This is a genomic window from Allonocardiopsis opalescens, assembly GCF_003002095.1.
GTDB classification, from domain to species: Bacteria; Actinomycetota; Actinomycetes; order Streptosporangiales; family Streptosporangiaceae; genus Allonocardiopsis; species Allonocardiopsis opalescens.
The window spans coordinates 1,183,616-1,210,185 of record NZ_PVZC01000001.1 but is presented as its reverse complement, the minus strand read 5'-3'; the positions used below and the strand labels follow the sequence as shown (position 1 = coordinate 1,210,185).

At 77.4% G+C, this 26,570-nt stretch carries 21 protein-coding genes; 7 read left to right on the top strand and 14 right to left on the bottom strand.

Features of this window, described 5'->3' with window-relative positions; all coding sequences use genetic code 11:
* Positions 1 to 24 precede the first annotated feature (24 nt).
* Both CLV72_RS04955 and CLV72_RS04950 read left to right on the top strand, forming a co-directional pair.
* Positions 25 to 816 carry an SDR family oxidoreductase gene (locus tag CLV72_RS04955; RefSeq protein WP_106239896.1) on the top strand — a complete coding sequence of 264 codons (792 nt, stop codon included), beginning with the start codon at positions 25 to 27 and terminating at the stop codon, positions 814 to 816.
* 40 nt (positions 817 to 856) lie between these two features.
* Positions 857 to 1,729 (top strand): fumarylacetoacetate hydrolase family protein, encoded by an 873-nt coding sequence (locus CLV72_RS04950; protein ID WP_106239892.1) that lies wholly within the window; start codon positions 857 to 859, stop codon positions 1,727 to 1,729.
* A 61-nt stretch (positions 1,730 to 1,790) separates the two neighbouring features.
* Here the strand turns inward: CLV72_RS04950 and CLV72_RS04945 are convergent, their stop codons facing one another.
* The 3 genes from CLV72_RS04945 to CLV72_RS04935 form a co-directional block, all read right to left on the bottom strand.
* Positions 1,791 to 2,597 carry a class I SAM-dependent methyltransferase gene (locus CLV72_RS04945; RefSeq protein ID WP_106239889.1) on the bottom strand — a complete coding sequence of 269 codons (807 nt, stop codon included), beginning with the start codon at positions 2,595 to 2,597 and terminating at the stop codon, positions 1,791 to 1,793.
* Between the two features lie 181 nt (positions 2,598 to 2,778).
* The gene (locus CLV72_RS04940) at positions 2,779 to 3,051 is read right to left on the bottom strand and encodes a hypothetical protein (RefSeq protein ID WP_106239885.1); all 273 of its coding nucleotides are present in this window, start codon (positions 3,049 to 3,051) and stop codon (positions 2,779 to 2,781) included.
* A 53-nt stretch (positions 3,052 to 3,104) separates the two neighbouring features.
* Positions 3,105 to 3,878 (bottom strand): L,D-transpeptidase, encoded by a 774-nt coding sequence (locus CLV72_RS04935; protein ID WP_106239881.1) that lies wholly within the window; start codon positions 3,876 to 3,878, stop codon positions 3,105 to 3,107.
* A 260-nt stretch (positions 3,879 to 4,138) separates the two neighbouring features.
* Between CLV72_RS04935 and CLV72_RS04930 the strand changes: the two genes are divergently transcribed.
* From CLV72_RS04930 to CLV72_RS04920, 3 genes are all read left to right on the top strand, one after another.
* Positions 4,139 to 4,846 carry a response regulator transcription factor gene (locus CLV72_RS04930; RefSeq protein WP_106239877.1) on the top strand — a complete coding sequence of 236 codons (708 nt, stop codon included), beginning with the start codon at positions 4,139 to 4,141 and terminating at the stop codon, positions 4,844 to 4,846.
* On the top strand, positions 4,827 to 6,779 hold the full coding sequence (locus CLV72_RS04925) for a sensor histidine kinase (RefSeq protein ID WP_106239872.1): 1,953 nt from the start codon (positions 4,827 to 4,829) through the stop codon (positions 6,777 to 6,779). Before CLV72_RS04930 ends, CLV72_RS04925 begins: the two co-directional genes overlap by 20 nt.
* 62 nt (positions 6,780 to 6,841) lie before the next feature.
* The gene (locus tag CLV72_RS04920; RefSeq protein WP_106239868.1) at positions 6,842 to 7,159 is read left to right on the top strand and encodes an ArsR/SmtB family transcription factor; all 318 of its coding nucleotides are present in this window, start codon (positions 6,842 to 6,844) and stop codon (positions 7,157 to 7,159) included.
* 15 nt (positions 7,160 to 7,174) lie between these two features.
* On the opposite strand, the gene CLV72_RS04915 is transcribed toward CLV72_RS04920, so the two are convergent.
* On the bottom strand, positions 7,175 to 7,588 hold the full coding sequence (locus CLV72_RS04915; RefSeq protein WP_106241392.1) for an arsenate reductase ArsC: 414 nt from the start codon (positions 7,586 to 7,588) through the stop codon (positions 7,175 to 7,177).
* Positions 7,589 to 7,737: 149 nt separating this feature from the next.
* Between CLV72_RS04915 and arsB the strand changes: the two genes are divergently transcribed.
* Complete coding sequence (arsB, locus tag CLV72_RS04910; RefSeq protein WP_106239865.1) at positions 7,738 to 8,829, top strand: ACR3 family arsenite efflux transporter; 1,092 nt, start codon at positions 7,738 to 7,740, stop codon at positions 8,827 to 8,829.
* Positions 8,830 to 8,871: 42 nt separating this feature from the next.
* Here the strand turns inward: arsB and CLV72_RS04905 are convergent, their stop codons facing one another.
* Entirely contained in the window at positions 8,872 to 10,221 is a 1,350-nt protein-coding gene (locus CLV72_RS04905) for an FAD-dependent oxidoreductase (RefSeq protein ID WP_106239862.1), read from the bottom strand.
* Between the two features lie 95 nt (positions 10,222 to 10,316).
* Here CLV72_RS04905 and CLV72_RS04900 point away from each other — a divergent pair, with 95 nt between their 5' ends.
* Complete coding sequence (locus tag CLV72_RS04900; protein ID WP_106239859.1) at positions 10,317 to 11,183, top strand: helix-turn-helix domain-containing GNAT family N-acetyltransferase; 867 nt, start codon at positions 10,317 to 10,319, stop codon at positions 11,181 to 11,183.
* Positions 11,184 to 11,286: 103 nt separating this feature from the next.
* On the opposite strand, the gene CLV72_RS04895 is transcribed toward CLV72_RS04900, so the two are convergent.
* From CLV72_RS04895 to CLV72_RS04855, 9 genes are all read right to left on the bottom strand, one after another.
* Entirely contained in the window at positions 11,287 to 14,481 is a 3,195-nt protein-coding gene (locus CLV72_RS04895; protein WP_211302696.1) for an amidohydrolase family protein, read from the bottom strand.
* 380 nt (positions 14,482 to 14,861) lie between these two features.
* Entirely contained in the window at positions 14,862 to 15,296 is a 435-nt protein-coding gene (locus CLV72_RS04890) for a carboxymuconolactone decarboxylase family protein (RefSeq protein WP_245929868.1), read from the bottom strand.
* Positions 15,297 to 15,298: 2 nt separating this feature from the next.
* Complete coding sequence (locus CLV72_RS04885) at positions 15,299 to 18,061, bottom strand: AMP-binding protein (RefSeq protein ID WP_106239856.1); 2,763 nt, start codon at positions 18,059 to 18,061, stop codon at positions 15,299 to 15,301.
* Between the two features lie 124 nt (positions 18,062 to 18,185).
* A complete protein-coding gene (locus CLV72_RS04880; protein WP_245929867.1) occupies positions 18,186 to 19,901 on the bottom strand; it encodes a CoA transferase in 1,716 nt (571 codons plus the stop codon).
* A gap of 224 nt (positions 19,902 to 20,125) precedes the next feature.
* Entirely contained in the window at positions 20,126 to 21,733 is a 1,608-nt protein-coding gene (locus CLV72_RS04875) for a class I adenylate-forming enzyme family protein (protein WP_106239853.1), read from the bottom strand.
* 8 nt (positions 21,734 to 21,741) lie between these two features.
* Positions 21,742 to 23,127 carry a protoporphyrinogen/coproporphyrinogen oxidase gene (locus CLV72_RS04870; RefSeq protein ID WP_106239850.1) on the bottom strand — a complete coding sequence of 462 codons (1,386 nt, stop codon included), beginning with the start codon at positions 23,125 to 23,127 and terminating at the stop codon, positions 21,742 to 21,744.
* Positions 23,124 to 24,101, bottom strand: coding sequence for a UbiA family prenyltransferase (locus CLV72_RS04865; protein ID WP_106239847.1), 978 nt, complete (start codon positions 24,099 to 24,101; stop codon positions 23,124 to 23,126). Before CLV72_RS04865 ends, CLV72_RS04870 begins: the two co-directional genes overlap by 4 nt.
* Complete coding sequence (locus CLV72_RS04860; RefSeq protein WP_211302695.1) at positions 24,098 to 25,267, bottom strand: DegT/DnrJ/EryC1/StrS family aminotransferase; 1,170 nt, start codon at positions 25,265 to 25,267, stop codon at positions 24,098 to 24,100. The genes CLV72_RS04865 and CLV72_RS04860 overlap by 4 nt, the downstream gene beginning before the upstream one ends.
* Positions 25,264 to 26,475: a DegT/DnrJ/EryC1/StrS family aminotransferase gene (locus tag CLV72_RS04855; RefSeq protein WP_106239844.1), complete on the bottom strand. Its 1,212-nt coding sequence runs from the start codon at positions 26,473 to 26,475 to the stop codon at positions 25,264 to 25,266. The genes CLV72_RS04860 and CLV72_RS04855 overlap by 4 nt, the downstream gene beginning before the upstream one ends.
* Between the last annotated feature and the right edge of the window lie 95 nt (positions 26,476 to 26,570).

Below are 26,570 nucleotides of genomic sequence, written 5' to 3'. Positions count from 1 at the left end.
CGCGACACCGAGGAGCCCGCACCCATGCCACCGAGCGAACCGGACCGGCGATCCGCCGTCGTCATGGCGGCCACCCAGGGCCTGGGCCGCGCCTGCGCGCACGCCCTGGCCGAGGCCGGGCACAGGCTGACCGTCTGCGGGCGCGATCCCGCGCGCCTGGACGAGGCCGTGCGCGAGCTGAGCGCCCACGGCACCGCCGTCGCGGGCGAGCGCGCCGACGTGTCGCAGGCCGAGCAGGTCGAGCGGCTGGTCGCCGGCGCCGTCGAGCGCTTCGGCCGGCTCGACGTGCTGGTGGTGAACGCCGGCGGCCCGCCGCCGGGCGACTTCGGCGACGTCGGCCCCGAGCAGTGGGACGCCGCCTACCGGCTCACCCTGCGCAGCGCGGTCACCGCCATCGGGGCGGCGCTGCCCGCGATGCGCGCGGGCGGCTTCGGCCGGATCGTGGTGATCGGCTCATCCAGCGTGCGGCGTCCGCTGGGCGGGCTGGTGCTGTCCAACGTGTTCCGGCCCGCGCTGGCCGGGCTGGTCAAGTCGCTCGCCGTCGACCTGGCGGCCGAGGGCATCACGGTGAACATGGTCTCGCCCGGCCGGATCGACACCGAAAGGGTGCGCGCCCTGGACGCCCGCACGGCCGAGCGCACCGGCGGCACCGCCGCGCAGGTGCGGGCCGCGTCGGAGCGCTCGATCCCGGCGGGGCGCTACGGGCGCCCCGAGGAACTGGCCGCCGCCGTGCGCTTCCTGGCCTCCGAGGAGGCCGGCTACCTCACCGGGCAGAGCCTGCTGGTGGACGGCGGCCTGGTGCCGACGCTGCCCTGACCCCGCTCCCGCTCCGACCGACACCGACCGAGGAGAGTGCATGTACCTGGCGACCATCCACGACGGCGACGAAACGACCGCGGTGGCGGTCGACGAACGGGGCGGCGCGGCGCGGGCGGCCGCGGTGGCCGACCTGATCCCCGGCGCGCCCGGCGACGCCATGGCCGTCATCGCGTCGGTGCCCAGCGCCGACTTCACCGCGGCGGTGCGCGCCGCGCCCGACTCCGCGTTCCGCCCGCTGGACGGCCTGCGCTTCGGCGCGCCGTACCGGCACCCGCGCAAGATCTGGGGCATCGGGCTCAACTACGTCGAGCACGCCTCCGACCTGACCGAGTCCGTGCCCGAGGAGCCGGCCTCCTTCATGAAGGGCGACCACACGATCATCGCCCCGGACGAGCCCATCCCGCTGCCAGCGCAGAGCGAGCGGGTGACGGCCGAGGCCGAGCTGGGCCTGGTGATCGGCCCGCTCTGCCAGGACGTGGCCGAGGATCGCGCCCTGGACCACGTGTGGGGGGTGTGCACCGTGCTGGACCAGACGGCCGAGGACATCCTGGCCAAGAACCCCCGCTTCCTGACCCGCAGCAAGAACTTCCCCGGCTTCCTGTCCTTCGGCCCGGCCATCGTGCCGGTGCCGCACCTGCTGGAATCGGTGCCGAACCTGGCCGAGCTGGAGGTGAGCACCCTGCTCAACGGCAGGGCCGAGCGGACCAACACGGTGGCGCGGATGCGCTACTCGCCGGAGTTCCTGGTCTCCTTCCACAGCCGCGTCATGCCGCTGTTCCCCGGCGACCTGCTGTCGACCGGCACCCCGGGCGCCGTGCACATCCGCCCCGGCGACACCGCGGGCTGCGTCATCCCCGGTGTGGGCGAGCTGGCCAACCCGGTCGTCGACGGCGCTCCCGGCCGCCGGTAGCCGGCACCCGCGCCCGGTCCGCCGCCGCCCCTCCGCCCACCGGGAGGGGCGGCGGCCCGGCTCAGAAGGCGTAGCGGCAGTGCCGCATCATGTCCCGGGTGACCGGCACGGCGTTCATCAGCCGGTACACGGCGCGCAGGCCCCGCACCGGGATGTCGGGGTGGTTCGAGACGAGCGGCACCGCGGCCAGCAGCTTCAGCCGCGGCTCCCAGCGCTCGACCTCGTGCGGGTCGCCCATACCCCACCGGTACAGGCGGGACGCCCCGGCGATCCACGGAGCCATGGCGTCGAAGAGCAGTTCCCCGCTGGGAAAGTGCGCCACCAGCCGCCGCAGCAGCTCCCGGACCTCGCTCTCGGCCAGGTACATCAGCAGCCCTTCCGCGACGACCAGCCCGGGGCGCCCCGAAGGCGCCGCCGCGAGCCAGGAGGGGTCGGTGACGGGGGCGCCGACCATCCGGTAGCCCTCGCCCTCGGAGTACAGCCGGCGGCGCAGGGCGATCACCTCGGGCAGGTCCAGGTCGATCCAGTCCGTACCGGCGGGCCGCTCGATCCGGAAGGCCCGGCTGTCCAGGCCGCAGCCCAGGTGCAGCACGACCGCGCCGGGGTGGCGGGCGAGGAAGTCGGCGGCCCACCGGTCCAGCCGCTTGGCGCGCAGCGCGACCAGGAACTTGTTGGCCGCCGGCAGCGAGATGCGCCGCACCCGCTCGAAGTCGTAGTCGATCCGCGCCAGCGCCTCGTCGGCGGCGCGGTCGCGCAGCAGGGAGTGCGGCGAGCGGCTCTCCATCGCGCGCAGGTACAGGGTGACGAGGTTGGTCCACTCCACCCCGCCCCACTTCACCCCGGTGAAGTCGACGCGGTCCGTGTCCATGGCGTGCTCCCTTCCGGCCCCCATCGTCCTCGCCGCACGGGCTCCGGCGGGCGCGCGGCCGCCGTATTGACGCGTCCTTGACGAGCCGGATCCCGTCCCCGGACGCCCGGACGGCCCGGACGCGTGCGCGTCCGGGCCGTCGGCACGCCCGCCGGACCGCGAGCGGTCCGGCGGGCGCCGGTCAGCCGGTGTAGGCCGGTTCGCCCGGCAGCGCCTCGGCGGGGGCCGCCTCCTGCGCCGCACGCTCCGCCTCCCGCTCCCGCTCCCGCTGCTCCTCCTCGGCCGGGTCGGCCGGGACGGCCTCCGGCGGCGCGGCCGGGTCGGCCTCGGCGGGGGGCGCCGGCTCCGTCGGGGCCGGCGTCTGGGTGGGGTCGTCCGCGGCCAGGGCCGGGACGGCGCCGGTGGCGACGGCGGCCGCGACGGCGGCGCTGAGCATCAGCTTCTTGAATCGCACGGTGTGCCTTCCTTGTCGTTTCTCGGTCGGGCGGAGGGACCGGGCGCCGGCCGTCACTCGGTGATCTCCACCGGGGTGCCGATCGGCAGGTTCTCCGCCATCCAGGTGATGTCGGCATTGGAGACGCGCACGCACCCGTGGCTGACCTGGGTGCCCAGGGCGGCCTCGTCGTCGGTGCCGTGCACGGCGAGCTGCCCGGGGCCGCCCGCGAAGGTCTCCAGCGTCGGTGAGAAGCCGCTGAGGCCGAACGCGTAGGCGCCGTAGGGCCCGTCCGGGGCCGGCGGTTGGAGCAGCTCGGTGAAGTAGTACCGCCCGGGCGGCGTGGGGGTGTCCTCCACTCCGATGCCGATCCGGCCGGACCGCAGCTCCTGCTCGCCGTCGAACACGGCGAACGCGAAGTCGCCCATGTCCACCTCCAGCCGCAGGCTGGTGGTGGTCAGCTCCACCTCGTCGCGCCTGATCCAGCCGGTGCTGCCGTTGGGCCGGACCGGCAGCAGCACCTCGAGCCACTCGCCCTCGTCCCGCTCGACCAGGAACGCCCGGTCGGCGCCGAGGTCGTTCGGGCTGGCGAGCGTCTCGACCACCTCCCCGTCCGGCTCGTCGCGGATCTCGATGCCGTCGCCGACGACGGTGGCGATCTGCTCCTGCGCCTCCGTCGCCGCCCCCGTGCCGGCCGCCTGCGTACCGGCCGCCTCCGGCCCGGCGGCCCCCGTGTCGCCGGCGGCGGGTCCGCACGCCGTGAGCGCGGCGAGCGCGGCGGCCGCGGCGAGCGGCCGCAGCAGGCCGGTCGGGCGTGCGGAATTCGGGGTCGGCGGGCTTGGGCGCATGGGCTCGTCCGGCTTCGTGTCCGTGGCCGGGAGGACCGGCCGGGTCGGCGGGGGGCGGGCCCGGCGCGTGGCCCGCGCCGGACGGATACGAACCCTGGCCGACGGATGTGTGGAAGTCGTGAGCCCCGCGTGTGGATGCTGTGTCGCCCCCGGGCCCCGCGGCGGCACGGCGGCTCCGGCGGCTGGGCGTGGCCTACGATCGAGCGGGCCGCGCCGGGCGCGGCCCCGACGCGCGGGAGTGACGGCGAGGAGGTCGCGGAGTGTGCGCGCATGTGCTGATCGCCGAGGACGACGGCAACCAGGCCGAGCTGGTCCGGCGCTACCTGGAGCACGACGGCCACACCGTCCTCGTCGTGCACGACGGCCGGACCGCCCTGGACGCCTTCCACCGCGACCGGCCCGAACTGGTGATCCTGGACGTGATGATGCCGGTGCTGGACGGCCGGGAGACCTGCCGGGCGCTGCGCGCCGCCTCCGACGAGGTCGCCGTGCTGATGCTCACCGCCCGGTCCACCGAGGAGGACATGCTCGACGGCCTGGACCTGGGCGCCGACGACTACGTCACCAAGCCCTACAGCCCGCGCGAGCTGACCGCCCGGGTGCGCGCCCTGCTCCGCCGGGCCCGCCGCGCCGCCCCGCCCGACCGGGTGCTGCGCGCCGGGCCGCTCGCGGTCGACCCCGACCGGCACACCGTGCTGGTCGACGGCGCGCCGGTGGACTGCACACCGGGCGAGTTCCAGCTGCTCGCGGCGATGGCGGCCCGGCCCGGCCACGTGTTCACCCGGGCCCGGCTGCTGGAGCACGTGCACGGCATCGACCGCTTCATCACCGAGCGCAGCATCGACGTGCACGTGAAGAACCTGCGCCGCAAGATCGAGCCGGACCCCCGCTCGCCCCGGTGGCTGGTCACGGTCTTCGGGGTCGGCTACAAGCTGAACGGGACCGCCGGTGACGGCCGCCCGGCGTAGGAGGCGGCCGCGCCGCACCGGCGTCGCGCTGCGGCACAGCCTGCTGGCGCGGCTGCTGGCCAGCTCGGTGCTGGTCGCGGCCTGCTCGATCACGGCCACCGCCTGGCTGGCGGCGGAGGGCGCGTCGGAGTCGATCAGCGTCGCGCAGGGCGAGACGCTGGCCGTCGACACCCGCATCAACGACACCCTCCTCGGCTACGCCGCGCAGCACGCCGACTGGAGCGGGGTGGGGCCCACCGTGCACGCGCTGGCCGAGCAGACCGGGCGGCGCATCGTGCTCACCACGGAGAACCGGGTGCCGATCGCCGACTCCGCCGACGGCGGAGCGCCGCTGCCGGCCCGGATCCGCGCGTCCTCGGCCGTGGACCCGCTGGCGGTGGACGTCTCCTCGGCCGCCGACGGCGCCGGCCGCATCGACCCGCGTGCGGTCGGCCCCTTCGCGCTGCCCGAGGAGGAGGGGGCGGAGTTGGAGCAGCTGGCGGAGCAGGTCGCCGCCTGCTTCGAGACCGCCACCGGACTGACGGCGTCGGTGGAGCGGGCGCCGAGCGGGCGGCCCTTCGTCGAGATGTCCGACAGCGGCTCCCCGTACGCCGCGGAGTGCGCGCGCGAGATCCTGCTGGAGCCGACCGAGACCGAGCGGGCCGCGCTGGCGGAGCTGAACGGGCTGCTCGCCGAGTGCCTGGAACCGGCGGGACTGCAGGCGCGCTTCGCGATCGACCCCGCGACCGGCGCCGCGGCCCTCACCCCGGTCTCCGACGTGCCGGGCGAGCCCGCCGCACCGCCGCAGGAGGCGGAGCCGCTCCCGGCCGCGCCGGAGCCGCCGGTCGCCGCGCCGGGCCCGAACGCCGACCCGGTCGCGCGGCCCCGTGTCGATCCGCGCGTCGCGTCCTGCGCCGACACGAGCCGCCGCGCGCAGCTGGACCCGTACGTGGCGCCGAGCGCGCTGCTGTTCATCGACGACCCCGCCGACGGCGCGGGCGGCCTCTCCCTCTCCCGCGACGGCTGGCTGCGGATCGCGGGGGCCGGGGCGCTGGTGCTGGTGCTGACGGTGGGCGTGAGCGTCGCCGTGTCGACCCGGCTGGTGCGGCCGGTGCGCTCGCTCACCGACGCGGTGCAGCGGATGCGGGCGGGCGAGGGCGTCCGCCTGGTGGAGGTGCGCGACTCCGGCGAGATCGGCCGGCTGGCCGCGGCCTTCAACGAGATGGCCGAGCACCTGGTCCGGCTGGAGCGGCAGCGCAAGGCCATGATCAGCGACGTCTCGCACGAGCTGCGCACGCCCTTGAGCAATCTGCGCGGCTGGCTGGAGGCGGCCCAGGACGGGGTGGCCGACCTGAGCCCCGAGCGCACCGCCATGCTGGTGGAGGAGACGCTGCTGCTGCAGCGCATCATCGACGACCTGCGCGACCTGGCCATGGCCGACGCCGGGCGGCTGGACCTCGCGCTGGAGCCGGTCGACCTCGGCCGCCTGCTCGCCCAGGCCGCGGCCAGCCACTCCCTGACCGCCGAGGCGGCCGGGGTGCGGCTGACGGCCGACGCCGAGCCGGGCCTGCGCGCGGTCGCCGACCGGGCCCGGCTGCTGCAGGCCGTCGGCAACCTGGTCGGCAACGCGATCCGGCACACCCCGGCGGCCGGCGCCGTGACGGTGCGCGCCCGCGGCGACGGCGAGGACGTGCTGATCGAGGTGGCCGACACCGGCACCGGCATCGCCCCCGAGCACCTGCCCTACGTGTTCGACCGCTTCTGGCGGGCCGACAAGTCGCGCAACCGGCGCACCGGCGGCAGCGGCCTCGGCCTGGCGATCGTCCGCAACATCGCCGAGCTGCACGGCGGAAGCGCGACGGTGCGCACCGCACCGGGCGGCGGCGCGCTCTTCACCGTCCGGCTGCCGGTGCGCGGCCCGGCCGTCCCGGAGCCCGCGGGCGCGGGCGGCTGACCGGCGGGGCGGGGCCGCCGGGCCGGTTTGACGCCGCCGCGGGCGCGTGGTGACATCAACCCATGCTGATATCCGCGCGGGATCCGGTGGCGGAGGCCGCGGTCGCGCTGTTCGGCGATCCGCTGCGGGCCCGGATCGTGGCGCTGCTGGCCACCGAGCAGATGTGCACCTGCCACCTCATCGAGGAGACCGGGGCGCGCCAGCCCACCGTCAGCCACCACCTGAGGGTGCTGCGCGAGGCCGGGCTGGTCGACACCGAGCCGAAGGGGCGGTTCACCTACTACCGGCTGCGCGCCGAGGCGGTCGCCGAACTCGCCGACGCGCTGGGCGGGCTGGCCGACCGCGCCGAGCGGGCGGGCGGGCACTACCGCCCGTGCTGAGGCTGCGCCCGGGGCTCAGCCGCGCACGGGCACGCCGAGTTCGGCCAGCAGGCCCTCGATCCGGCGGCGGATCTCCTCGCGCACCGGGCGCACCTTCTCGATGGGCTGCCCGGCGGGGTCGTCCAGCTCCCAGTCCAGGTAGCGCTTGCCGGGGAAGACCGGGCAGGCGTCGCCGCAGCCCATGGTGATGACCACGTCGCTGGACCGGACGGCGTCGGCGGTGAGGACCTTGGGCCGCTCGCCGGTGATGTCGATGCCGATCTCGGCCATCGCCGCCACCGCCACCGGGTTCACCGACTCCGCCGGCTCCGACCCGGCCGAGCGCACCTCCACCCGGTCTCCGGCCAGGTGGGCCAGCAGGCCGGCGGCCATCTGGGAGCGGCCGGCGTTGTGCACGCAGACGAACAGCACGCTGGGCTTGTCCGACACGGGGACCACCTCTTCCGCAAGGGAGCTGCCGCGGCGCGGCCCGGTGGCCGCTCCGCCCACCGACAACCTATCAGCCCATATTGATATCAATCCATATTGATGTAACGTGTTCCCGTCCGCGCACCACCCACGACGGAGGGACACCCGCGATGGCCCCGCCCACCCCCGGCGCGAGCGCGCCGCCCCGGCTGTCCGCCCTGGACCGGCTGCTGCCGGTGTGGATCGGGCTGGCGATGGCCGCCGGGCTCGGCCTGGGCCGGCTGGTGCCCGGCCTGGGCGGCGCGCTGGAGGCGGTCCAGCTCGGCGGGGTGTCGCTGCCGATCGCGCTCGGCCTGCTGCTGATGATGTACCCGGTGCTGGCCAAGGTCCGCTACGACCGGCTGGACACCGTCACCGGCGACGCGCGGCTGCTGGTCTCCTCGCTGGTGCTGAACTGGCTGGTCGGGCCGGCGGTGATGTTCGCCCTCGCCTGGATCTTCCTGGCCGACCTGCCGGAGTTCCGCACCGGGCTGATCATCGTGGGGCTGGCCCGCTGCATCGCGATGGTGATCATCTGGAACGACCTCGCCTGCGGCGACCGCGAGGCGGCGGCCGTGCTGGTGGCGCTCAACTCCGTCTTCCAGGTGCTCGCCTTCGGCGTCCTCGGCTGGTTCTACCTCGACCTGCTTCCCGGCTGGCTGGGCCTGGAGCGCAGCGGCATCGAGGTGTCCGGCTGGGAGATCGCCCAGAGCGTGCTGATCTTCCTCGGCATCCCGCTGGCGGCCGGATACCTCACCCGCCTGCTGGGCGAGCGCGCCCGGGGCCGGAGCTGGTACGAGGAGCGGTTCCTCCCCCGTATCGGCCCCGCCGCCCTGTACGGCCTGCTGTTCACCATCGTCATCCTGTTCGCGCTCCAGGGCGAGGCGATCACCTCGCGGCCCCTGGACGTCGCGCGCATCGCCGTGCCGCTGCTGGTCTACTTCGCGCTGATGTGGGGCCTGTCCATGCTGCTCGGCCGGGCGATCCGGCTGTCCTACCAGCGCTCCACCACCCTCGCCTTCACCGCCGCCGGCAACAACTTCGAACTCGCCATCGCGGTGGCCATCGGCGTCTTCGGCGTCACCTCCGGGCAGGCGCTGGCCGGCGTCGTCGGCCCGCTCATCGAGGTGCCCGTGCTGGTCGGACTCGTGTACGTCTCGCTGTGGGCGCGGCGCTTCTTCCCCGCGCCCGCGCCGGCGGCCGCCGCACCCCCGGCCGCCTGAGCCGGGGCGGACGGCGGAGGGGGCCGCCCGCCCCGGCCCGGGTCAGCGCGGCGCGGCGGCGCCCGGACGGACCAGCTCGACCGGCTCGGGCCCGCCGCCTCCGCAGCAGCCGCCGGCGGTGACGGCGGCGGCCGGAGCGTCGTCGGCGAGGCCGGGGCCGGAGCAGACCCCGGTCTCGGGCAGCACCAGCTCCACCTGGGCGGCCGCCTCGTGGTCGCCGTCGATGGCGGCGGCGATGCTGCGGACCTGCTCGAAGCCGGTCAGCGCCAGGAAGGTGGGGGCGCGGCCGTAGGACTTCATCCCGGCAAGGTAGAAGCCGGGCTCCGGATGCGCCAGCTCCGCGGCGCCGTGCGGGTAGACGGTGCCGCAGGAGTGCGTGTTCGGGTCGATCAGCGGCGCCAGCGCCACCGGGGCCTGGAGGGCGGGGTCCAGTCCGAGCCGGATCTCCGACAGCCACGACAGCTCGGGGCGGAAGCCGGTCAGCGCCAGCACCTCGTGCACCGGGTCCAGCGCGCGGCCGGTGTCGTCCACCAGCACCACGCCGCCGGACCCGGCACGCGCCTCGGCGGTGCGGAAGCCGGCCACCACCTCCACCTGACCGGCCCGCACGGCCTGGCGGGCCCGCTCCCCCAGCGCGCCGCGCGCCGCCAGCTGGTCGGCCGCCCCGCCGCCGAAGGCGTCGCCCACCTCGCCCCGGCGCAGCACCCACAGCACCCGGGTGCCGGGCTCCTCCTCGGCCAGCCGCGCCAGCGCGACCAGCGCCGTCAGCGCCGAGTGCCCGCTGCCGGCCACCGCCGTGCGCCGCCCCGCGTACCGGGCCCGCACGGCCGGGTCGGCCAGGTCGGGGACGCGGTAGGAGATCCGGTCCGCCGCGGCCGCCTCGCCGAGCGCGGGCAGCCCGTCGGCGCCCAGCGGATTGGGCGCGCCCCAGGTGCCCGAGGCGTCGACGACGGCGCGGGCCGAGATCCGCTCCTCGGCGCCGCCGGCGCGGCGGACGCGCACGGTGAACGGCAGCCCGGCCCGCTCGGCGTCCACCACCCGGTCCCGGCCCTGCCGGCTCACCCCGACCACCTCGGCCCCGAAGCGGACCCGCTCCCCCAGGGCCGCGGCGAGCGGCGCCAGGTAGGACCCGGCCCACTCGGCCCCCGTGGGGTAGCGCTCGTCGGCCGGCCGCGTCCAGCCCGCGCTCGCCAGCAGCCGCGCCGCGGCCGGGTCGACCAGCTCCCGCCAGGCCGAGAACAGCCGGACGTGCCCCCACTCGCGCACCGCCGCGCCGGCGGCGGCGCCCCGCTCCAGGACCAGCACGGGTACGCCCCGCTCCGCCAGCTCCGCCGCCGCGGCCAGCCCCACCGGGCCCGCACCGACCACCACCACGGGATGTCCGTCGGCCATGACTCCGCCCCTTTCATCGATATCTGTCGATCAAGGGCGACATTATCGACGGATGTCGATGGACGCAAGCATCGATCGTGGTCGATAATGAGGGCATGACCACGACGACGCCCGCCGCCCCGCCCGCCGCGCTGCCGGTCGCCGACGCCGAGACCTACGCCGGCTGGTTCGCCTGCCTGGCCGAGCCCACCCGCGTCCGGCTGCTGCACACCGTCGCCTCCCGGCCGGGCACCACCAGCGTCGGGGAGCTGGCCGCGGCGCTCGGCATCGGCCAGCCCACCGTCTCCCACCACCTGCGCAAGCTCGCCGAGGTCGGCTTCGTCACCCTGACCAAGGACGGCACCTCCACCCGGGTGGCGATCAACCCCGCCTGCTGCACCGGCCTGCCGCACGCCGCCGACGCGGTGATGGGCCTGCTCGCCGCCCGCCCGTGCTGCCCGACCGACCTGCCCGAGGACGTCGCGGTGCGCGCCATGGAGCCGGCCGACCTCGGCGCGGTCCGCGCGATGTACGCCGAGGGCGCGGCCTCGGGCGACGCCGCCTTCGCCACCGAGGCGCCCGGCGCGGCCGAACTGGACGCCGAGTGGCTGCCGGACCACCGCTGGGTGGCCGAGATCGACGGCGAGCCGGTCGGCTGGGCGGCCGCCGCGCCCGTCTCGGCCCGGCCCGCCTACGCCGGGCTCGCCGAGACCTCCGTCTACGTCGCCGCGGCCTCGCGGGGCCGGGGCGTGGGCAAGGCGCTGATCCACCGCCAGGTCACCGCGGCCGACGCCGGCGGCCTGTGGACGCTGCAGACCACCCTGGCGCCGGAGAACAAGGCCGCCCTGGCCCTGCACCGCATGGCCGGCTTCCGCACCCTCGGCGTGCGCGACCGCGTCGCCCTGCACCACGGGCGCTGGCACGACACCGTCCTGCTGGAGCGCCGCCGCGCCGACACCGGCGGCTGCGGGCCGGCCTGCTGACCGGGGCGGGGCGGGCACGCGCGACCGCCGCCTCAGGCGGCCGCGGCGCGCCCGGTCCCCGCCGCGCCACCCCGGTAGGCGGGGTCGCGGCCGAAGCCGCCGGTCAGGAGCCGTCGCAGCAGCCGTCGCGGCGCAGCTGCCCGCCCACCTCCCGCCAGTGGTCGTCATGGGCGGCGGCGAGCATCGGATCGGCGGTGCCGCTGAAGGACTCCACCAGCTCGGCCTGGGTGAACGGCACCCCGCCGCGCAGCACCGACTCGGTGCGGACCAGGTCGGCGAGGTCCGCGAAGGGGTCGCCCGCCACGATGGTCAGGTCGGCCAGCTTGCCCTCCTCCACCGTGCCGAGCCGGTCCTCGGCGCCGAAGGCGCGCGCCGGCAGCACGGTCGCCGTGCGCAGGGTCTCGGCCACCGACAACCCGGCCCGGTGCAGCGCCCGCAGCGCCAGGTGCAGGTGCAGGCCCACCGGCACCAGCGGCTGGTCGGTGCCGAGGGCGACCACCCCGCCCCCGGCCAGGATGCGGCGGTACACCGCCGTCTCGATGTCCAGGGTGGCCAGCTGCGCCTCGGTCGGCGGCGCGGCCGCCTGGTCGCGCACGGCGGTGGCGTCCCAGGGCGGCATCAGCGCGGTCACCCGGGGGTCCTCGGCCAGCGCCGGGTCCGCGCCCAGCAGCGGGCCCGCCGTGAACGGGGTGGCCACCAGCCGGAAGTCCGCGGCGGTGTAGATCTCCTCGACGTCGCCGTAGGCGCGGCCGGTGGCCGAGGTGGCGTGCCCGTACTCCAATCGCTGCGTCGCCTGCAGGTGGGTGGTGAGGTCCTGGCCCAGCTGCACGCCGGGCGAGCACAGGTGGCTGCCGGTGCGCACGCCGAGGCGGTCGTGCGCGAAGGCCGCCGCCTCGGCCATCACCCAGCCGGGGGCCCGCACATAGGTCTTGACGAAGTCCCAGTCCAGCGCGGCGGCCCGCGCCAGCGAGCGGCGCAGCCCCGCGCGGGTGGCGTGCGCGCGGCCCATGCTGTAGGCGACGCGGGCGCCGTCCAGCAGCTCGCCGGTGGCCAGCAGCCGCGGCCCGGCCAGCTCCCCGCTGTTGACCGCCTCGCGCAGCCGGGCCTGCTCGTAGCAGAAGCCGCCGAGCGAGACCGCGGTGGTGATCCCGTACGCCAGCTGCAGCGCGGTCTGCCGCCCGCCGTAGGTGCTCTGCCACGGGTGGATGTGGCTGTCCCACAGCCCGGGGATCACCGTCCGGTCCGAGGCGTCCACGCGGCGGGCGGCCGCGCGGCCGGGCCGGTGCGGCTCGACGGCGGCGATCCGCCCGTCGCGCACCACCACGTCGACGTCCTCGCGGACGGTCTCGCCGGTGCCGTCCCACAGCCGGCCGGCCCGCACGACCGTGTCGGCGGCGCGCGGCCGCCGGTAGTCCAGCGCCACGGGCACGGTGCGGGCCCGGCCGCCGTCCACGCCCACCGTGCGCAGCCGGCCCGACGACAGGTAGAGCAGGGTGCGGGAGTCGCCCGACCAGGAGGGGTGGTCGGCCGCCTCCGAGGTGAGCCGGCGCGGCTCGCCGTCGGGGCTGCCGTCGGAGCGCACCGGCAGCACCCACAGCGCCGACTCGGTCACCAGCGCCATCCACCGGCCGTCCGGCGACCAGGCGGGCCCCGAGGCGTAGCGGTCGGAGAGCGAGACGTGCGGTCCGGCGGCGTGCAGGGCGGAGTCGCCGGTCTCGGTGTCGACCACCCGGATCAGGTTGTAGCCCTCGCGGAAGCGCATGTTGAGCCGGTTGCGGTCGCACAGCGCGACGCGGCGGCCGTCGGGCGACCAGCTGGGACCGCCGGGCAGCCCGCCGCCGCCCAGCGGCGCGGCGAGCACCCGCTCCTCGCCGGACTCCAGCTCGCGCACGACCAGATTGCCGAGCATGTCCAGGGCCGCCAGCCGCCGCCCATCGGGCGAGAGCGCCGGGAAGACGCGGCCGCCGGAGGCCAGCACGGTCTCCTCGCCGGAGGCCAGGTCGCGGCGGCGGACCGCGAGCAGGCCGTCGCGGTCGTCGGCGTAGACCAGGCCGCGCCCGTCGGGAGTCCACGACGGGGCCAGCAGGTAGCGGGTGGGCTCGGCGCGCACGACCCTGCGGGGCGCGCCGCCGGACACCGGCGCCGTCCACAGCGCGTTGAGGGCGGCGAAGGCCACCGTGCGGCCGTCCGGGGAGAGCGCGGGCAGGTGGATGCCGCGCACCCGGCGGCTGCCGCCGCCGGTGAAGTCGTAGCGCTTCACCCGGTAGCGGGGCCGCTCGACGGGCAGGCCCGCGGTGAACGGGATCTCCCGCCCGCCGGCCGGCGCGCCGGGGCGGAGCACCCGGAAGCGGCCGTCGACGTTGAGCAGCAGCTCGTCCTCGCCGACCCAGCGGACCGGCACCGGCGCCACGTCGCCGCCCGCGTCGACGGCGGCGCCGTCCACGACCAGCGTGCACGAGGCGGCGGGCGCCGGGGTGGTGCGCAGGTAGGCGAGGCGCCCGCCCGGCGAGACGGCCGGCACCATGAGCTGCGCCCCGGAGTCGTCGGCGTGCTCGGCGCGCACGGCTCCGCCGCCGGCGGGCACGGAGGCGACGGTGCGGGCCGCGAGCGCGCCCGCCTCGGTGACGGTCGCCCGGACGAACAGCACCCGCTCGCCGTCGGGCGACCAGGCGGGGTCGAAGTCCTCCCAGGCGCCGTCCTGGCCGGGCCCCTCCTGGCCGGGCAGCCCGGTCAGCTGGACCAGCTCGCCGGAGCCGGTGTCGAGCACCCAGATCCGGTACGGGCCGCCGGCCACCGGATCGCCCGCGCGCTCGGAGGCGAAGGCGACGCGGGTGCCGTCGGGCGACCAGCTCGGCGCCCGGTCGTCCCAGGGCCCCTCGGTGAGCTGCCGCAGCTGGGAGCCGTCGGGCCGCAGCGTCCACAGGTGGAAGCCGCCGCCCCGGTAGGCGCACACGACCAGCCGGCTTCCGTCGGGCGAGAACTGGGGCCGGTTGGGTTCGAGGTCGGCCGGGGTGAGCGCGACCGCGTCGCCGCCGTCGCCGGGGACCGACCACAGCACGTTCTGCACCTCGGCGATGAGCCGGTCGCCCGAGGGCGACAGGGTCGCGGAGCCGTTGGTGGCGGCGGTGAAGGACAGCGGCACGGTCCGCGAGCGGGCCGCGGCCGCGGCCGGCGCGCCCGCGACCGCGGCCACCGCGCCGGCCGCGGCCGTCGCCTGCAGGAGTCTGCGCCGGGAGATGGGGGCCGCTGGGGAGATGGTGGAGCCGGGGGTGTCGTCGGACGGGACGGGACTGTTCACAGGCTTCCCCAAACGCGTTCGTACGGCGGTGGGAGGCCGAGCCGGGCCCGGCTCGGCCGGGGTGCTACTCGGGGTGCGGCGCTACCGCCCCGGTGGCGGGCACCGGCGCGGCGGAGCGCGTCCGGCGCGGCGGGCGGCACGGCCGGTGCGCAAGGCTCGACCCTGCGTAGCCGGCCGAGCGCGCGCCGGGCGGCGGCGGTGGACGGTTCATGATCACATCATCGGACGTTCACCCCGCCGCGTCCAGAGTGGCGGCGGTGGCTCACGGTGCGTACGCGGCGGGCGGGTGCGGGCGCCGGCCGGCGCCCGGTCCACGGCGTCGGGGGCGGCCGTCCGTCAGCCTTCCGTGTGCCGAGGGCGCCGCGCCGCTCGGCCGTCCGTCACCCCGGAGGGGCGAGCGCGGAGGCGACCGCGACCCGGTTCCAGGTGTTGATGGCGGCGATCGTCCAGACCAGGCGGGTCAGCCGCGCGGCATCGAAGTGCTCGGCGGCGGCGGCGAAGACCTCGGCCGGGACGCCGGAGTCGGAGATGAGGGTCATCGACTCGGTCAGGGCCAGCGCGGCGCGCTCGGCCGCGGTGAACAGCGCGCTGTCCCGCCAGGTCTCCAGCGCCCGCAGCCGCCGCTCGTCCTCGCCCGCGTCCCTGGCCGCGCGGACGTGGGTGTCCCGGCAGAAGTCGCAGCGGTTGAGCTGGGAGGCGCGGATGCGGACCAGTTCGGCCAGCCGCCGGTCCAGGCCCTGGCGCGCGGCCGCGTCGAAGGTGGCCATGGCGGCGTAGACGTGCGGCGCCGTGGCGCCCGGGTCGATGCGCGGCACGGTCACCCCGCCTGCGGCCGGCGGCCCTGGACGGAGTAGACGGCGCACGAGCAGGCGCAAAAGCCCGGGTCGGCCAGCAGCGCGCGCACCTCGGCGAGCCGCCGGTCGGTCATGCCCTCGCGCACGAAGGCGTCGCGCAGGTGCCGGGTGTGGTGCGCCACCAGGTGCACCCCGGGCGAGTCCGCGTTCCACAGCTCCAGCCGGGGCACCGGGTCGATGCCGGTCAGCCCGGCGGCCCGCATCGCGGCGGGCGCCTTGCGCCCCCAGGCGGGATCGGCGCCCGCCCGCGTCATCACCCGGATCTTGGCCTCCATGAAGACGTCGTAGAGCTTCGCCGCCTCCGGGTCGGGCATCAGCAGCCCGGGCCCGTAGGTGATGTCGAACTCGTCCAGCTGCAGCACGCCCCCGGGTTTGAGCGCCCGCACCAGCCGGTCCAGCACCGCGAGCCGCTCGGGGAGGTGCAGCAGCACCAGCCGCGCGTGGACCAGGTCGAACGCGGCGTCGGGCAGCGGGTCGCGGACGATGTCGTGCCGCATCACCTCCAGCCCTGGCGCCGCCGGGATCAGCTCCGGCTTGATGTCGGTGGCCAGCACCCGCCCCCCGGGCGCCACCCGCTCCGCCAGCCAGCGCGCGACGCTCCCGCCGCCCGCCCCCACCTCCAGGCACCGCCACCCCGGCCCCACCCCGGTGGCGGCCAGCCGCTCGACGGTCATCGGATCGTAGGCCGCCGCCAGGAACCGGTGCTGGTCACCGGCGTGCGCGCTGTGGTTGTCGAAGACGTACCGCATGGTCTCCTCCTTCGGATCGGACGGGTGGGTGGTGTCCGCGGCGGCGCGGAGGGACAGCCGGGGCGCGTCGCCGGGATCGCGGCGGCTCCGCTCAGCGGCCGCAGCCACCCGAACCGACGACCTTCGCGCGGGCGGCATGTCCTTGCCGCCCGACCCGGTCCCCGAACGGGGCGGCGCCGCGGAAGCCGCCGTATCGAGGGCGGCGGCCGGATCGGCGCCGACCGGCGCCGGGGGCGCGGCACCGCCGCTCCCGGGCGGCTCCGTCGCGGTGGCCGGGAGCGCGGTGCCGGTGCGGACGGCCTCGGCGGCCGTGCGGGCCAGTGTCGCGCCGCAGACCTTGCCGGTGGGGCCGAGCGGGAGTTCGGGCAGGTGGAGGACGTACTCGGGCAGGGTGCGCGGGTCCAGGCCGCGCGCCTCGCGCAGGAAGGCGGTCAGCTCGCTCGGCGCGGCGGGGACGGCGCCGGGCCGCCAGGACACGCAGGCGCACATGCGCTCGCCGAGGTCGGGGTCGGGCACCGCCACGCAGCAGGCGTCCGCGACGGCCGGGTGGGCGGCGAGCCCGCGCTCCACCTCGCCCGGGTACAGGTTCACGCCGCCCCTGATCACGACCCGCCGGATCCGGTCGAGCACCCACAGGGCGCCGTCGGCGTCGATCCGGCCGAGGTCCCCGGTGCGCACCCAGCCGCCGGGCGCGCGGCGGGCGGCGTCGAGTTCCGGGGCGGCGACGTGGCCCAGCGGCGTCATCGGGCCGAGCGCCCAGATCTCGCCGGGCTCGCCGTCGGGCACGGGGCGCCCCTCGGCATCGCGGATCGCCAGCTCGGCGACGTCGGGTGCGGGCCGCCCGGCCAGGCCCGGCACCCAGGCGGCCGGGTCGCGGCCGGTGTGGCAGTTGACGCCGTCGGTGGAGCCGTAGACGTTCACCACCGGGCGGCCGAAGCGGCGGACGCAGGCGTCCCTGGCCTCCAGGTGCAGCGGGGCGCCGCTGGCGACCAGCATCCGCAGCGACGACAGGTCGGCGCCGGACGCGCCGGGGTGCTCGGCGATGCGGCGCAGCATCGTCGGCACGCCGATGAGGTGGGTGGGCCGGTGCCGCTCGATCGCGCGCAGCGCGTCGGCGGCGTCGAAGCGCGGCAGCACCACCAGGGTGCCGCCGTGCCGGGCCAGCGTCACCGGCACCCCGCAGGAGCCGAAGGACGACGCGAGCGAGACGAGCACCAGGTTGCGCATCGGCCCTGGTCCGGTGTGCAGCGCCGCCAGGTAGTTGCCCCGGCCGCCCGCCATGGCGTTGTGCGAGTAGGCGACCATCGCGGGCTCGCCCTCGGAGCCCGACGAGACGAGCACCCGCGCGGGCGTTTCGGGGTCGACCTCGGCGGGCCGCCAGGCCCGCACCCGCGCCGGATCCGCTTCGTCGAGGGAGCGCACGCCCGGCGGGAGCGCGCCGTCGGCACGCTCGCCGGACCGGGACGCGCCCTCCTCGGAGCGCCCGCCGGACCGGGCAGCCCCGGTGATCCAGACCTCGCGCAGATAGGGCAGGTCGGCACGGCCCAGGTACCGTCCCGCCGCGTCCGGCGCGGTGACCAGCGCACCCGCGCGGGACCGGCCCAGCAGGCCCACCACGTCGCGCTCGGCGCGCCCGTCGGGGACCGGCAGCGACACCGCGCCCACCGCCGCCACCGCGAGCTCGGCGACGACCGCGGCCCGGCCGTTGGGCAGCAGGATCCCGACGATGTCGCCGGGGCCGACCCCCCGCCCCGCCAGAGCCGCCGCGGACCGACGCACCGCACCGTCCAGGCCCGCGTAGTCGAGCACCCCGTCCACCTCGGCCACCGCCGCCCGGCCCGGCACGGCCCGCGCCCACGCGGCGAACAGCTCGTACACCCCGCGCCCCGGACACCACCCGCGCGCCGTCCACTGGTCCCGCAGCCGCCGCGGGACGTGGTCGGCCACGACGACGCCATTGGCGGAGACCCAGGTCATCGCGCCTCCCGGCGCATCTGCGGCCGGACCGCGACCGGCGCCGGACCCCACCCAGTGGCACCGGCGGCACGTCGGAGGGCACATGGGCCGGAACCGCGTTTCGGGACGGCCGCTCGGTACCCGATCACCGCGCCCCCTCCGTGCGCGCGGCCGGGGCGAAGCTCCACGGGGCGCGGGCGAAGCGGGTGGCGCCCTCGGTGGCGAAGGCGGCGGCGAACGCGGGGTCGGCGGCCAGCGCGGCCAGCTCGGTCGCGGCGGGCACGGCGGCGGACCGGCCGGTGGTGCGGGCGTGCGCGCGCAGCAGGCGGGCGGCGTCGACGAGGGCGGTCTCCGCGCGGACGCCCGCGCCGGTGCGGGCGCGGGCGAGCAGGGCGGCGACCGCCGCCTCCGCGCCGATGATGCCGCCCAGCACGTCGGTGAGCGTCATCAGCGAGGGCGCGGGCGGCTCGCCGGGGGCGCCGACCAGGGCGCCCAGGCCGCTGTGCGCCTGCACCAGGTAGTCGGTGCCGAGCGGCTGCGGATGCGGCATGGTGTCGGCCCACCCGCCGGTGTGCACATGGACGAGCGAAGGGCGGACGGCCGCGAGCCGGGCGCTGCCCAGGCCGAGGCGCTCGGCCCGCCCCGGCGGCCAGTTGTGCAGGAACAGGTCCGCCGACGCGATCAGCCGCAGCGCGGCGCGGCGCCCCGCCGCTGTCTTCAGGTCGGCCTCGACGGCGCCCTTGTTCCGGTTGAGCGCCAGGAAGCGGGCCGAGCGGTCGCCTACCAACGGCGGCACCCCGCGCATCGGGTCGCCGCCGGGCGGCTCCAGCCGCACCGCCTCGGCGCCGAGCAGCCCGAGCAGGTGGCCCGCGAGCGGCCCCTGCACCCGGGTCGTCGCCTCCACCACCCGCAGGCCGGCCAGCGGCGCCCGTCCGTCCGGGGGCAGCGGCGGCAGGGGGTGCTCCGGCGCCCCGGACTCCCCGTACGCCCGCCCCCCGGACGCGCCGTCACACCGGTCCCGTCCGGCGGAGGTCCGGCCCAGCCGCCACTCCGACGCGGGGACGGGCAGGGCGGGCGCGTCGGCCCCCCGGACCGGTACCGCGCTGACGCCGCCGGCGGTGGCGGCGTCGAGCAGCCGCCGGTACGGCAGGGCCGCGGCGCAGGCCGCCAGTTCGGGCGGCAGTGGGCAGACGGCGGTGGCGAAGCGCGACTGGAAGGCGGGCCAGCCCGCGGCGACCGCCGCGCGGGGGGCGCCCAGCGCGGTCCAGAAGCGCAGCCACGCCTCCGCGTCCAGCGTCTCGATCTCGAAGCGCACTCCGTCCGCCGACCGGAACGGCGGCGTCCGCTCCCGGCGCTCGGAGGCGTCGCCGGGGCCGGTGCCGGGGGGCGCGGCATCGTCCCCGGTAGAGCCGCCTCCGCCGGACGCGGTCGCGGCCGCGACGTACTGCGTGACGGCGAGCAGCGCCGCCTGGGCGACCGAGGTCGCCGCGCGCAGGACGGGGCCGCCGCGCAGCAGCGCCAGCACCGAGGCGGCGAGCGCCTGGGCGGCGAGCACCCCCGCGCACACCGAGGCGTAGTCCACGCCCAGTTCGCGCGGCCCGCCGGCGGCCCGTCCGTGCACCTGCGCGATCCCGCACGCGGCCTGCACATCGCGCTCGCCGGCCAGCACCGCGCCGACCGGCCCGGACCAGCCGATCGCGCAGCCGGGCAGCGGACCGCCTCCGGCCGCCGGGATCGAGGTGGCCTCGATCCACCCGGCCGGGGCCTCTCCTGGCGGCGGGCCGTCCACCCGCTCGACCGCGCAGCCCATCGCCCGCAGCCGCGCCGCCGCGACGCGCGCCGCCGTGGACCCGCCCAGCACGCGCGCCGCCGTCCCGGCCAGGGGCCGGGCGGCATCCCCCGTCCACCACGCCGCCGCGTCCGCGCGACCTGGGACCGCGCCGGACGCCCGCTCCCCTACGGCCCCGCCCACGCCAGGTCGGCCTCTCGGCTCGGGCCTGGTGGCAGGCGCACGCGACTCCGTACCGACCGCGCCGCCCTCGGCCGGTCGCCCCTGTCCCCCGGCGGTGTCCGCCGTCCGCTCCGTCAGGTCCACCGGCCGGTTCCGTACGGGTCGGAGCGGTGGCCGAGGAGGTCGCGCAGGACGGTGCGGCGGACCTTGCCGGTGCCGGTCCTGGGCAGGGTGTCCCAGGTGGTGACGACGGGGTCGGCGAGCGGGGGGAGGTCGGCGACGGCGCGCCGCCAGGCGGCGGGGTCCAGGGCGCCGTCCTCGGTGACGACGACGGGCTGGGAGGGCCGGCCGGGGACGCTGAGGACGACGCACTCCTGCACCTCGGGGACGCGGTCGTCGATGACGTCTTCGAGTTCGACGCAGCTGCCTTCGGGGATGGCGTCCAGTTCGCGGTCGACGAACAGCAGGCGGCCGGTGCGGGTGAGGACGCCGATGTCGCCGGTGTTCCACCAGCCGCCGGTGCGCTTGGCCCGCCAGCGCTCCTGCTCGCCGACGTAGCCGAGGCAGAGCGCCTTGGTGCGGCAGAGCACGAGGCCCGGGGTGCCGCGCGGGACCGGGCGCAGGGTCCGGGCGTCGACCACGCGCAGCCGGGTGCGGGTCGGCACCGGGCGGCCGAGGTCGCGGGTGGTGGGGTGGCGGCCGTGTTCGGGGGCCATGGCGCGGCGGGTCAGGAAGCGGAAGGTGAGCGGCCCGGTCTCGCTCTGGCCCCAGCCCTGCATCCACACCGGCCTGCGGTGGCGGGTGCCGTTGAGGAAGGCGCGGACGGTCGGCGGGTGCATGGCGTCGAAGGTGCTGATGAACAGCCGCACCCGCTCGAAGGGGTGGCCGGGCTCCTGGGTGCGCCGCTGCCAGCGCACGTAGGTGGCGGGCAGCGCCTCGAGTGTGGTCGGGCGGTGCCGGAGCAGGAAGGGTCCCGCCTCGGCCCAGTCGCCGGAGGTGACGGCGAGCAGCCGCGCGGGCTCCAGCCACAGCACGCTCGCGGTCCACGCCAGCGCGCGGCCGTGCGCGAAGGAGACGGCGCCGGCGACGGTGTCGTCGGGGCGGCTGCCCAGTACGGGCCAGCGGTGCGCCTCGAAGCCGGCCAGCCGGCGCATGATCGTGCGGCTGGAGTGCACGACGAGCTTGGGCACGCCGGTGGTGCCCGAGGTGTGCATGATCGCCAGCGGCGCGTCGGGGGCGGCGCGGCGGGGCGCGGGGATCGCGCCGCCGCGCACGTCGTCCAGGCCGAGCACGCCTTCGGCGGTGCCGTCCACCAGGACCGTCCGGGCGGCGAGCGCGGACGGATCGGCGCCCGCCTCGCGGCCGGCGGCCAGCAGGGCGGCGTCGGTGACCAGCAGCGCCGGGTCGAGCCGTTTGAGCAGCACGGCCAGCGTGTCGGGCGCCAGGTGGGCCGAGAGCGACACGGGCACCGCGCCGATGCGGGCCGCGGCGCACGACAGCACGACGTAGTCCCAGTGGTTGCGCTTGGCGATCGCGACGCGGTCGCCCGGCCGGGTCCCGGCCGAGGCCAGCCAGCCCGACGCCTCGGCGGCCAGCCGGGCCAGCCGGGGCAGGGCCAGCTCGGTGCCGAGGCCGGGCGCGATGTCCATCGGCCTGCTCAGGTGGACGGTGGTGGCGCTGCCGCGCCCGGCCAGGTCCTCGAAGAGGGTGCCCAGCTCGATGGGGGTGCGAAAGAGCGTCATGGGGCTCCTCACTCGAAGTCGAGGGCGGCGGCCAGGCGGTCTCCCGGCCGCCCGACGCCGCCCGGGGAAAGCTGCGCGAGCAGCCGCTCGGCGGCCGTGGCGGCCGACGAGACCGCTCCCTCGCTGCACGGACGGAGTGCCGTCCAGTCGCCGGCGTACTCCACCGGCGAGGCGGGGCGGGCCGCGAAGGCGGCGCGCGCCGCGAGGGCGCGGGGGGTCGCCAGCGGCAGCCCGTGCCGGAACCGGTGCACGCGGACGGAGTCGATCCGCGCCGAAAGGCCCGGGACGAAGCGCTCGGCGCGGGCGGTGAGCCGCTCGGCGAGCTCGTCGTCGGGCGCGTCGATCAGCTCGGCGGTGCCGCGCGGCGAGGTGACGAGCGACAGCAGCCCGCGCCCGGCGGGCACCCGCCCGGGGTGCTTGTTGTGCTCGGCCGTGATCACGTTGATCACGGGGTCCTCCGCGGCGGGGACCAGGACGGCGAAGCCGCGCTCGGCCCCGGCGGGCGCCATCGGCCGGTCGAGCAGCAGCGACACCCGCAGCATCGGCGCGTAGCCGCAGGCCGCCAGGTAGTCGCGTTCGACGGGCGGCGCGTCCGGGTGCAGCCGGGCCGCCACCGGCGCGGGCACCGCGAGCACGGCGGCGCGCGCCGTGACGGCGCCGGCGGCCGTCTCCAGCCGCACCCCGCCGGCGACGGCCGCCACCGAGGTGACGGCCCGCCCGGTGGCCACGTCGAGCCGGGTGGCGAGCGCGCGGGCGAAGGCGTCCATGCCGTCGCGGTAGGTGCGCCAGCCGGCGGTGCCGCCGGCCGCGACGAGGTGCGCGGCCAGCGGCGCGGCCGCCGCCTCGGCCAGGTCCCAGCCGAAGAAGCCCGCGGCCAGCGGACCGAGCAGGCGGGTGCGCAGCTCGCGGTGGTAGGGCGCCAGCAGTTGCGCGGCGGTGGCCGCGCCCAGCGCGGAACGCTCGGGGCGGTCGGCGTCCAGCCCGCCGGCCCTGGCCCGCGCGGCCAGCGCCGCCTGGAGCCGGACCAGGTCCAGGCGGGCGCGCGGCGGCAGGCCCGCGCCGGTGAGCAGCCCGAGCGGCCGGCCGGCGTGCGGCCGCGCCCGCCCGCCGCGCCACACGGCGAGCGCGCCGGGCACCCGCGGCACCGCGCCGGGGGCGTCCAGGCCCAGTTCGCGGACGAGCCGCCAGGTCGCCGGGTAGCCCGCGGCGGGCGGCAGCATCTCGGCGCCGGTGTCGATCAGGAAGCCGTGCTCGCGCAGGGTGCGCATCCGGCCGCCGACGGCGTCGGCCGCCTCCAGCACCCGCACGGCCAGGCCCGCCTCGCCCAGCGCGTAGGCGGTGGCCAGCCCGGCGGGGCCCGCCCCGACGACGGCGACGTCCAGGCCGGGGCTCATCCGAGCGCTCCGGCGATGACCGGCGCGGCCAGGTTCGCGCCGAACAGCAGGGCGACGGTGAGCCGGTGGGTGCGGATGGCGGTCCGGCGGGCCCGCAGGATGTCGCCGCGCACGAAGCCGGTGTGCAGCTGGCGGAGGCGCAGCACGAAGACCGGCGCCAGCACGGCCGAGAACCACCACGGCGCGGCGCCGGTGAGCGTGGCGCCGGTGATGAGCAGGCTCTCCGCGGCGGTCAGCGCTACTACGAAGGCGGTGTTGAGGCGGGGCGGCACCGTGGCCGCGACGGTGATCCGCCCGGCGCCGCGGTCGCCGTCGATGTCGTGGGTGTTGGAGTACAGCCCGAACAGCATCGGCCCGAAGCCGAACAGCACCGCCTGCACCGCGATGAAGGCGGGCGCCTCCCCGGCGAGCAGGGCGTAGGGCACCAGCACCCAGCCGATGCCCAGGCCGATCAGGAAGACCTCCTGGCAGCCCCGGTAGCTGATCTTCAGCCCCCAGGAGTACTGGACGGACGCCGCCAGGCAGCCGGCCGCCAGTAGCACCGCCCACAGCGGGCGGTGCGGGGCGGCCGCCACGGCCAGCGCCCACAGCGCCGCGGCCGCGGCGGTGGCCGCCCAGGCGAAGCGGAGCGCCTGCGCCTCGGTCAGCGTCCCCGCCACCAGCGGTTTCCTGGCCAGTCTGCGCCGGGCGGCGTCCGAGCCGTAGTTGGCGGCGTCGCTGCCGTCGCGGTAGCCGGTGACGTCGTCGAAGGCGACCATGGCCGCCACCGTGGCGACCTCGGCGGCCAGGATCAGCACGAGCAGGCCGAGCGTCCCCGGCTCCCAGCGCAGCGCGGGCGGCAGCGCCGCCCACACCAGCGGCAGGCCGATGTAGTAGTCGTAGATGTCGAGCTTGGCCAGCCGCGCGTAGGCGGCGGCGCGGCCGCGGGCGCCCGCCGCGGGCGCGGCGGCCGGGCGGGTGATCTGGTCGGTCATCGGACCTCTCCAGTCCGGTCGGCGAAGGCGCACACGGTGTCGGCGATGTGCTCCACCTGTTCGTCGGTCAGGTGCGGGTACAGCGGCAGCGAGAGGTTGCGCGCCGCCGCCGACTCCGCGTTCGGCCAGCGCGCCCCGGGCGGGGCGAAGTGCGCGAAGGCGGGCTGCGCGGGCAGGGTGCGCGGGTAGTACACGTGGGTGTCCACGCCCTTGGCGGCCAGGTGGGCCCGCAGCGCGTCGCGCCGCTCGGCCAGCACCGTGTAGACGTAGTGGCAGCGGCCGTCCCCGCCGGCTTGCGGCGCCGTGATCCCTGCCCCTGCCAGCGGCGCGAAGCGGGCGGAGTAGCGGCGGGCGATCTCGGCCCGGCGCGCCAGCCGCTCCGGCAGGCCGGGGAGCCGGTGCAGCTGGAAGGCGGCCTGAAGCTCGTCGAAGCGGCTGTTGTGGCCGACGACGTGGTGCACGAAGCGCCGCGCGCCGTCCTGCCCGTGGTTGCGCAGCATCCGCACCCGGCCGGCCAGCGCGGGGTCGTCGGTGACGACGGCGCCGCCCTCGCCGGGCATGCCGAAGGTCTTGACCTGGACGAAGGAGAAGACCCCGGCGTCGCCCCAGCGCCCGGCCGGGCGGCCCCGCAGCACGCCGCCCTGGGCGACGGCGGAGTCCTCGACCAGGCGCAGCCCGTACCGGTCGGCGAGTTCGCGGAAGCGCGGCATGTCGGCCATCACCGAGAAGAGGTGCGCGGGCATCAGGGCGGCGGTGCGCGGGGTGATGAGCCGCTCGGCGGCGTCGGGGTCGATGGTCAGCGAGACCGGGTCGATGTCGGCGAAGACGGGCCGGGCGCCGAGGTTGGCGACGGTGGCGGCCAGCGGCGCGCAGCCGAAGGCGGGCACCACCACCTCGTCACCGGGCTCCACGCCCATCGCGGCCAGCACGAGGGTGAGCGCGGAGGTGCCGCTTGAGCAGGCGACGACCTCGGCCGCGCCCAGGCTCTCGCGCAGGGCCTGCTCGAAGCCGGCGGTGTGCCCGCCGAGGATGAACTTCTGCGCGGCGCCGGTGCCCACGGCGTGCACCGTGTCCAGCAGCGCCTCGCGGTCGGCCTCGAACAGGTCGGGCGGGAAGAAGGGGATGGGCGGGGCGGTACGGGGGGTGGCGGGGGTCGGGGCGGTCACCGTCGTCTCCTGGTGCAGAAGTCCTCGATCGCGTCGCAGACCCGGTCCGCCTGCGCGTCGGTGAGGTCGGGGTAGAGCGGCAGCGCGACGGCCGAGGCGCAGGCCGCCTCGGCGCGCGGGAAGTCGCCGGGGGCGTGGCCCAGGTGCGCGAAGCAGGGCTGGAGGTGCAGCGGGAGCGGGTAGTAGGTCTCGGTCCCGATGCCCCGGGCGGCCAGGTGCGCGACGAGCGCGTCGCGCCGGTCGGCCTCGATCAGGTGCACGTACACGACCCGGCCGCCGCCGGGGTGCGGCGGCACCTCGCCGGGCACGGCGCGCACGCCGGGGAGGCCGCGCAGCCGGGCGTCGTAGCGGGCCGACAGTTCGGCCCGCCGGGCGATCGCGGCGTCGAGCCCGGCCAGCTTGGCGAGCAGGACGGCGGCCTGGAGGTCGTCCATCTTGCTGTTGCAGCCGGAGACGACCGTGGGGTTGGCGATACCGGGGAAGTCGTCCAGGGTCCGCCCGGCGCGGCCGTGGTGGCGCAGCCGCCGCGCGGTCTCGGCGATGCCGTCGTCATCGGTGAGCAGCGCCCCCGCGTCGCCGATCGCGCCGAGGGTCTTGGCGGGGAAGAACGACAGCACCCCGCCGGTGCTCAGCAGCCCGGCGTGCCTGCCGTCGAGCCGCATGCCGATCGCCTCGGCGCTGTCCTCCAGCACGGTCAGGCCGTGCCGCCGGGCGACCTCGTGCACGCCCGCCATGTCGGCGAGGCGGTCGAACAGGTGCACCGGCATGACCATGCGGGTGCGCGGGCCGACCGCGGCGGCCACCGACGCCGGGTCGACGCCGTACCCGCGCCGCTCGATGTCGGCGAAGACCGGGACGCCCCCGGCCAGCACCACCGCGCTCGCGGTGGCGACGAAGGTGTAGGCGGGCACGATGACCTCGTCGCCGGGGCGCAGCCCGGCGGCGCGCAGCAGCAGCACCAGCGCGTCGGTGCCGGAATTGACGCCGACGACGTGCCGGGCACCGGTCCAGCGGGCGAGTTCGCGCTCGAATTCGGCGACCATCGCGCCGTGCGAGAACTTGCCGCGGTCCAGTACGCGCACGCATTCGTTCCGGATGCGCGGCCACAGCCGTTCGAATTCGGCGGCCTGGCTGAAGAATGGGATCTCGGTGGACGCCGGCGCTTTCCGCGCAGGGGCGTCCGCGGGGGGTGAGAGGGTTTTCTCCACGGGTTCCGTTCCTGTGCGCCGGATCGGCGGGGGCGCGCCCCGGGGGAGGCGCGCGGGCCGCGGCGGCGTGCGGCCGTTGTCCGGCGTCCGCCGCC